Consider the following 8,649-nt stretch of genomic DNA (forward strand, 5'->3'; position numbering starts at 1 on the left):
TTTTACGACCTCTGCGACAGGAATGGTTTGGTTGTTTGGTCGGAGATCCCTTTTGTTGGTCCGGGGGGATATACCGGAGCCGGATATTTGAAAAGTCCGGCTTTGGAAAACCAGGTGAGGCAGGTGTTAACTGAAATGATCCGTCAAAATTATAACCATCCAGCTATTTGCTTTTGGGGCTTGTTCAACGAGCTAAAGCTTGATCATGATGATCCGGTGCCATTTTTAAAACAACTAAATGAGCTGGCAAAAAAAGAAGATCCCAACCGTTTAACCACTGCGGCTACTTTTTTAGATGGCAGTCAGTTTAACGAGGTATCTGACGTTATTGCCTGGAATAAATATTACGGGTGGTACGATGGCGAGTTTAAACAAATTGGCTCGTGGGCTGATAAAACCCATCATGATTATCCGCAAAAAACATTCGCCATAAGCGAATACGGGGCTGGCGGTAGCCCGTTTAAACATGCTGAAAATGATGACAAACCAGATGCCGACGGAAGGTTCCATCCCGAAGAATGGCAAACCCGTTATCATGAGGTTAACTGGCAGGAGCTTAGCAAAAGGCCATTTATATGGGGCAAGTTTGTATGGGCGCTGGCAGATTTTGGTTCATCTATCCGTACCGAGGGTGATGCCGATGGCATTAATGATAAAGGCCTCGTGACCTACAACAGGGCCGTTAAAAAAGATGCCTTTTACTTTTACAAAGCTAACTGGAATAAGGAGCCCATGTTATATATTACCGACCGGAGAAATACGGTTCGGCATCAGCAGGCAACTGCTGTGAAAGTGTACAGCACCAGGTCAAATGTGAAATTGACGGTGAATGGTGTAGTGATAAATGGTGGTAAGGCCGATAATTTTCACACCACTGTATGGGATAAGGTTACCCTACAAAAAGGGAAAAATAAAATTGAAGTAAGCAGTGTTATCGACGGCAAGCTATTGCAAGACTCCTGCGAATGGACACTGGAGAATTAAACTATTGCATTAAATTATAGGATGGAAAAATTGCTAACGCTGTTTTTATGTTGCTGCACTGCATTAAATGTTTTAGGCAGTACTTATTATATCGACGATAAAAAAGGCGATGATACATTTGATGGGCATAGCCCCGCTAAGGCCTGGCGCTCATTAAGCCGGGTAAATAAACAGGTTTTTGAAGCCGGTGACAGTATCCTGTTCAAAAGAGGAGGAGTGTGGGATGGTCAATTAGTGCCTATGGGATCGGGCACTGTAAAAGCTCCGATTGTTTTCAGCGCTTTCGGATCAGGTGCCCTGCCCGAAATTAAAGCAAACGGGCATTTTAAAGATGCGGTTTTGCTGAAGAACCTCCAAAATATAGTGGTGGAGTACCTGGCGCTATCAAACTTTGACAGCACAGTTTCTTTTCAAAAAACAGGGCCAACAGGAGTGCGGGTATTAGCCGAGGATATAGGTACATTACACAATATCAGGCTGGCTAACTTGTTCATTCATGATATTAACGGCGACAACAAAAAAGGATCGGCAGAGGGCTACGGCATCTTTTGGGATTGCCAGGGGCCAAAGCCAAGTAACATTGAACATTTGCTGATTGAAAATTGCAAGGTGGAACGGGTGGACCGCAACGGGATCCGCGGTAATGGTACATTTTCATTCAGGACTAAATGGTTTCCCAATAAGTACTTGGTGATCCGTAATTGCCTGCTTGATGATATCGGCGGAGATGGTATTGTGGTTAAAGCTTTTGATACTGCTATGGTTGAGCATAATAAGCTGTTTCATATCCGTACCAGGGCAAAGGATAATGCGGTAGCCGTCTGGCCGCACAGCAGTGATAACACGGTTATCCAATACAATGAAGTAGCCTATACCCAAAATGATAACTGGGCTAACGACGGGCAATCTTTTGATATCGACGGCAACAGCAGGAATACCATTATCCAGTACAATTATAGCCATGATAACGAAGGGGGCTTTATGCTGGTCATATCTGATCTGATCAATAAGGATAACGTAATGACCACCGGAAATATCATCCGTTACAACTTAAGTGTAAATGATGGGCTGAACCGTAAACGGCTATTCAATTTTGCCGGCGTAACCGATAGCACGGTAGTAAAAGGGAACATCTTTTATAATGACGGTTCAAAATCATACACAACCGAGGTTGCAGATATTGAAAACGGCATCCCTGATCATGTAAGCTTTGATGATAACTATTTTTTGTTTGCCGGTAAAAACGCTGCTGTTTTTTCCAAATCACCAAAACAGTACAGCAAGGCCGCATTCAGTAATAATGTATTTAAGGGCAATATCATCGGCATAGATAATTTGGTTAACATAAAAGGCCTATCCAAAGTAAAATCTAATCGCCCAAAAGTATTGCCTAAGAGCAAATTCTATCCGTGGATGTACCTGCCTGCAAAGCTCAGTGCAGTTGTTCCTGATTTTCCTGAAAATTTATACCAGTCGTATACTTCAAACGGATCCCGATGATAAATGCATAGGTGTTGGGTAAGTAAAATAAATTTAATTAGTTTTATTTTCCGGGCGGCGAGATGAAACTAATTATAACCACATTCCTGTTTTACATATGTATTTCGCTATCTGCTTATGGTCAGCGGATAGCATTTGAAAACCTGACGGTGGATAATGGCCTGTCTCAAAATTCGGTATTGGCCATTGTTCAGGATAGCCGGGGTTTTATGTGGTATGGCACGCAGCATGGCCTTAATAAATACAATACCCGGAGTTTTAAGATCTATAAAAATGATCCGGCAGATCAGTCAAGTATTTCATCTGATTATATTACTTCACTGGTCGTTGATTCGCACCAGGTACTTTGGGTGGGCACGCGCAATGGCTTGAATAAGTATAACCCCGAAACTGATAGCTTTGAACGGGTTAAGCTATCGTCACATCCTTCGAGTGCAGAAATTATAAGTTGTGTTTATGAAGATAAGCACAAAAATATGTGGATCTGGTCATCTGATGGGCTTTACCGCTTTGTCAATGCAACCGGCAGTTTTAGCTCCATTTCGGTTCCTGATTCTGTTGCCGGTTTGTATGGCACCAATGTTCACGTTATATACCAGGACCGCAGCAATGATTATTGGATAGGCTCTTCGGCCGGACTTACCAAAATGCGGGAGCACAATGGCAGGTACAGCTATCAAATGTATAGGCACTATGATAAGCTGCTTAATAGCCTGAGCGATAATTATGTAACCACTATTACCGAAGACGCCGCTAATAACTTATGGATAGGTACATTGCATGGTGGTGTAAACCTTTACAATAAAAACTCAGGGGCCTTTACCCATTTTTTAGCTAATAGCGGGCCTAAAGGCCCTGCCAATAATAATATCAGGATCCTTCAGCCCGAAAAATCAGGAAAGATCTGGATAGGCACACAAAGCGGGGTGAATATCTTAGACCCGGTTACGAAGCAATTTATAACCTACAGGCATGACCCCGAGGATAAGAATAGTTTAAGTCAAAACTCTATTTACAGTGTTTTTATCGATAATTCAAACACGGTTTGGATAGGTACTTACTGGGGAGGCATCAACATGGTGTCCAATCCAAATACCACGTTTTTGACTTATCAAACTGCCCGTTATCACTCGGCCATTAATAATAATGTAGTAAGCGCTGTTGCCGAGGACGATAAACATAACCTGTGGATCGGTACAGAAGGGGGCGGCCTGAACTATTTCGACCGTAAAGCCGACGTTGTTACCACCTATCAAAACAAGATAAGCGATCCCACATCGCTCGGATCCGACCTGGTGAAGGTGATTTATATTGATAAAGACCGGAATGTATGGATAGGTACCCATGGCGGCGGTTTAAATATGTTTAACCCGGCAAACCATAGTTTTAAACGTTTCCTGTACAGGGAAAACGACCCGGTAACCTTAGGCTCTGAAGTGCTGAGCATTTTGCATGATTCGGAAGGGAACCTTTGGGTAGGTACACAAAGCGGGCTGGTCGCTTTTCGTAAAAACGGTTCTTTATTGGAGCGTACCGATCAGCCTGTTATCAGCAAAATTGGAAAAAAATCTGTCATGGCTTTGATGGAAGATAACGGGAAGAATATCTGGATAGCTACTGCTAACGGTTTATATAAAACAGATCGCAGTCATACCCATATCAAGGTTTACAAAACCGAAAACGGCCTTAAGTCAAATGATATTAATTGTATTTACCAGGATACCAAAAAGCGGATTTGGGTTGGCTCGTATTATGGCGGCCTTGCCCAATATGATGAGGTGCGCGAAAAATTTACACCTTATACCGAAAAGGAAGGCCTAACCAACAATAATGTACTCAGCATTTTGGAGGATGAAAAGAATAACCTGTGGATGGGCACAGGTAACGGTCTATCCAAATTCTCCATCGCTACACAAACCTTTAAAACCTATAGCAAAAACGATGGTTTAGGGGGTAACACGTTTAATATCAATTCCTGCTATAAAACGAGTGATGGCGAAATGCTTTTTGGGGGGCTCAATGGCTTAAGCAGTTTCTTTCCGTCAAAAATTGAAGATAATACTATCCCTCCGCCGGTAGTTATTACATCGTTAAAGCTTTTTAACCAAACGGTAGGGATCAACCAGCCGGATAACCTGCTTTCAAAGGATATCAGTGTTACACAGAAGGTCGTTTTTTCCTATGCTCAAAATGTGTTCACTATTGATTTTGCTGCGCTTAACTACATCAAATCGGACAAAAACAGGTACGCCTACAAACTGGATGGTTTTGATAAAGACTGGGTGCACACTGATATTCCATCCGCGCCATATACCAACCTGTCGCCGGGAAGCTATACCTTTTTCGCAAAAGGTTCAAACAATGATGGGGTTTGGGGGAAGGCGGTTATCCTGCATATCAAAGTATTGCCGCCTTTTTGGGAAACTACCTGGGCTTATTGTTTATATGTGCTTTTTGTTGGGAGTATTGTATTCCTGCTGGCGCGTTTCTTTATTTTGAGATCTTTACTACGACGCGATAAAGAGCTGACTCATTTAAAGCTCAACTTTTTTACCAATATTTCCCACGAGATCCGTACCCATCTTTCGCTGATATTTGGCCCGGTCGAAAAGCTGATCCTTGAAGAAAAGGGCGGCACACAAACCAGGCAATTGCAGATCATTAAAAAAAACTCTGATAGCCTGCTGCAACTGGTTAATGAACTGATGGATTTCAGAAAGGCCGAAACGGGGAACCTGAAATTACATATTGCAGACCACAATGTGGTTACTACCATCTCCGAAATTTACAGCTCTTTTTATGATCATGCGGTATCGGTTAATATTACTATCGACCTGGTTACCTCTGCCGACTATATCCCCCTGTATTTTGATAAGATACAGTTGGAGAAAGTGTTTTTTAACCTGTTGCATAATGCTTTCAAGTTTACCAGTAGCGGAGGTTACATCAATATCCTTGTTGAGGAGGGGAAGGATAATGTTACCATTACCGTAGCAGATAACGGAAAAGGAATCGCCCCCGAAAACCTGAAGAATTTATTTGAAAACTATTTCCAGGAAAATGATCACGGCAAACAGAATACAGGTTACGGTATAGGGCTTGCATTATCAAAAAGTATCATCGAATTGCATAAAGGTTCCATTTCTGTAGAAAGTAAAATAGCCCCTTCGGGTAACAGGACATCCTTTGTAGTAAGCCTGCGCAAGGGGGCCACTCATTTTAGAAATACTGATTTGATAAGAACCCCGGTGAATGATTTTCTGAATGTACAAAAGCCGGTATTGGATATTATACCTTCTATAGCACCAGTTATTCCATCCGAACCCTTATCGAGGGATAAAAAGCGCACCATTTTACTTATTGAGGATAATTCCGAGGTACGTTCATTCATCACTGAGTTTTTGCAAAATCATTATGAAGTTATTGCCAGCGAAAACGGGGTGAAGGGATGGGAAGCAGCAAAGGATCATATTCCGGATGTTATTATAAGTGACGTAATGATGCCCGAAATGGATGGCTTCGCGTTATGCAATAAACTCAAAGCAGATGAACGGACCAATCACATCCCTGTTATTTTGTTGACTGCCAAAGCATCGGGAGCAAACCATATTGAGGGCCTTAAAATGGGTGCCGATGTTTATTTAACCAAACCTTTCAGTATTGAAGTGTTGCTGTTGCAGGTTACCAACCTTTTAAATGCCGGTGAAAGGATCAGGAAGTCATTTAAAGAGCAGATCACGGCTAATTATGGCCGTATTGAAAATACTGCTTCTGAAAAGAACGTTCAGGCAACCAGGGATCTGGTGAATACAATTGATAACGAATTTATTAACAAGTTGGTCAGGATCATTGAAAAAGACATCGACAATTTAGAGTTCGGCGTTCCTGAACTGGCCCGCGAAATTGGCATGAGCCAACCGGTATTGTATAAAAAATTAGATGCCGTTACCGGCATGTCGGTGAATGATTTCATCAAGTCAGTAAAAATGAACAATGCCGGTATCTTGCTCAAAACCAAACGCTATACCATCAACGAGGTTGCCTATATGGTTGGCTTTAGCGACAGGAAATACTTTAGCAAGGAGTTCAAAAAACAATACGGAAAAACACCTACTGAGTTTATGGAATAAATCATTCCGTTATAAACCTTAATTTTTTTGCTCTTCGTAATATTGATAAACGTTTGCAATTTTATCCCAATGGTTATTTTCAAGTTTATAAAAGCCAAACTCTAACTGGGTATAATTAGTTCTATACCTTTTCTGATCTAAATACAAAGCAATGGTTCCATTTCGAATAAAAATAGGTTTTGAAAACGTATAAACTATTGAGCACATATTTTTTTCATTTTCTGTTTGCAGATTTTCGGTGATGTTAAAGGTCGGTTGGATTTCCTTTTGTTCTAAACACCTTGAATATGGAAACATACCGGCTGCCCATCTATGGTTTTTCAATTGTTTAAGTTCCTTTATCAGATAGTTTTGCTCGTCTCTGGTAATCTCAAAAGTTTTTAAATTATCGTTGCTATAGAGAAACGATATTTCAAATGCCCGGCCCTTACTAATTTTATTTAAAGTTGAGTCTATTACAGCTGGTTCAATTTGAGAAGTATAATACATAGTATCGCACTCAAATCCTCTAAGCTTCCACCTGTAAACCCAGTCAAGGTAAGGGTTCTCAATCAGGTTGTATTTATTTTCGGGGATCTTGGTTTTTTCGGACTCTTTCTCCATCGATTTTATTTGCTTGTTGAGTTTATAGAATGCATCAAGATTTATTTTGTCGTATTTGCTTTTCTTGTCTTTCAAAATATTTTCTGCTTCGCTCAATTCTTTTTCATTCAGATATCTTCTGATCAAAATTCTTGTCGTTGTTGTATTGAAAACCGGGTCATAAGCTCCGGCTATTTCTGCCCAAACCAATGCCTGTATTTTGAATTTTTCATTTTCTATTCCCTTTTGAAAGTAATAAACAGAAAGTAAGCCCATTGCCCTGGGATTAAACTTTTCGGCAGCGCTAATCAGGTAATGTTCGGCCAATGAATCGTTTTTTAATTCCGATTCGGGATTGAGATAGCAAAAGCCTGCTACATATTCGGCAATAGAATCGCCTGAATCTGCAAATGGTTTCAAAAGTTTAAAAGCTTTCGCATAATCCTTAGCGTCAAAAGCCTTTAAACCAGTTTCGTAAACTTCGTTTTGTCCAAACACGAGAGTTGAAACAAAAAATAAAATAAATGTCAGGAAATAAGGGCGCATCTGTGAGGCTTTAAATTGTGAATAAGGGGTTAGGGTTTTATGTTTATTGGCAGTAAATTTCCGGTAAGCATAATTATTGTGCCGAAGATAATCAGAATTTTTTTGATAGCTGATTTTTATAATACACAGTTGTTTTTTGGAAAAAAGCTGAACCCTGTTTTAGATAAAAAACACCGATATAGTTAATATTATCAATATCAAATGTAGTACCAATTAAGGTGCAAGACTTTGGATGTCTACAAGTTAATTTGCAGTTTTTATTAACCTACGAAAAATTTCCTAACTAAAATTTGTTTCGTACGAAAAGTTTTCTACCTTTGTTTTGGAGATAGATATGAAAGCACAAAACAAGCCGATAGAGCCAACCAAATCCGAACTGGAAATACTGCAGGTGTTATGGGAAAAAGGCCCTTTAACCGTACGCTTAGTGAATGATGAATTGCTAAAGCAAAAAGAGGTGAACTACACCACAACTTTAAAACTAATGCAGATCATGGCCGATAAGGGGATCCTGAAACGCGATGAAAGCCAGATGAAGCATATCTACAGTGTGGTGGAGGAGGAGCAGGAAACCAAAGCGCATCTATTAGATAAGTTTGTGGATACCATGTACAAAGGCTCGGCAGGTAAGCTGGTAATGCAGTTACTGGGGAATAAAAAAACATCGCAACAGGAGTTGCAGGATATCAAAGACCTGCTCAAAAAACTGGAAGAATAATTAACCGATAAAATTTAACCGCCATGGATGTTACCATTGTAAAAGCAAACACCGATTTCCTGGTTAAAGCGCTATGCGATACGCTTATCCATTCGCTGTGGCAGGGAGTATTACTTGCTGCACTGGCAGGTATAGTTGTTGTTTGCACCCGGAGATCGAGCCCGGTGCGCCGCTACAATTTATTGATGA

5 protein-coding genes are annotated in these 8,649 nt (G+C 40.7%); 4 read left to right on the top strand and 1 reads right to left on the bottom strand.

Going from position 1 to position 8,649, the window contains the following annotated elements:
* The 3 genes from VF500_RS05870 to VF500_RS05880 all read left to right on the top strand — a co-directional run.
* Window positions 1–984 (top strand): glycoside hydrolase family 2 TIM barrel-domain containing protein (locus VF500_RS05870; protein ID WP_330858769.1); only part of this gene is annotated, 984 nt, incomplete at its 5' end.
* Between the two features lie 21 nt (window positions 985–1,005).
* A complete protein-coding gene (locus VF500_RS05875) occupies window positions 1,006–2,484 on the top strand; it encodes a hypothetical protein (protein WP_330858770.1) in 1,479 nt (492 codons plus the stop codon).
* Between the two features lie 62 nt (window positions 2,485–2,546).
* Window positions 2,547–6,614, top strand: coding sequence for a hybrid sensor histidine kinase/response regulator transcription factor (locus VF500_RS05880; protein ID WP_330858771.1), 4,068 nt, complete (start codon window positions 2,547–2,549; stop codon window positions 6,612–6,614).
* Between the two features lie 18 nt (window positions 6,615–6,632).
* On the opposite strand, the gene VF500_RS05885 is transcribed toward VF500_RS05880, so the two are convergent.
* A complete protein-coding gene (locus VF500_RS05885; protein ID WP_330858772.1) occupies window positions 6,633–7,742 on the bottom strand; it encodes a hypothetical protein in 1,110 nt (369 codons plus the stop codon).
* Window positions 7,743–8,076: 334 nt separating this feature from the next.
* Here VF500_RS05885 and VF500_RS05890 point away from each other — a divergent pair, with 334 nt between their 5' ends.
* Complete coding sequence (locus tag VF500_RS05890; RefSeq protein WP_330858773.1) at window positions 8,077–8,460, top strand: BlaI/MecI/CopY family transcriptional regulator; 384 nt, start codon at window positions 8,077–8,079, stop codon at window positions 8,458–8,460.
* Window positions 8,461–8,649: the final 189 nt, after the last annotated feature.

Source organism: Mucilaginibacter sp., assembly GCF_036383575.1.
Taxonomy (GTDB): Bacteria; Bacteroidota; Bacteroidia; order Sphingobacteriales; family Sphingobacteriaceae; genus Mucilaginibacter.

Coding starts and splice junctions, on each gene's coding strand:
- VF500_RS05885 (WP_330858772.1), bottom strand. CDS start 7,742: ATGCGCCCTTATTTCCTGACATTTATTTTATTTTTTGTTTCAACTCTC.
- VF500_RS05890 (WP_330858773.1), top strand. CDS start 8,077: ATGAAAGCACAAAACAAGCCGATAGAGCCAACCAAATCCGAACTGGAA.
- VF500_RS05875 (WP_330858770.1), top strand. CDS start 1,006: ATGGAAAAATTGCTAACGCTGTTTTTATGTTGCTGCACTGCATTAAAT.
- VF500_RS05880 (WP_330858771.1), top strand. CDS start 2,547: ATGAAACTAATTATAACCACATTCCTGTTTTACATATGTATTTCGCTA.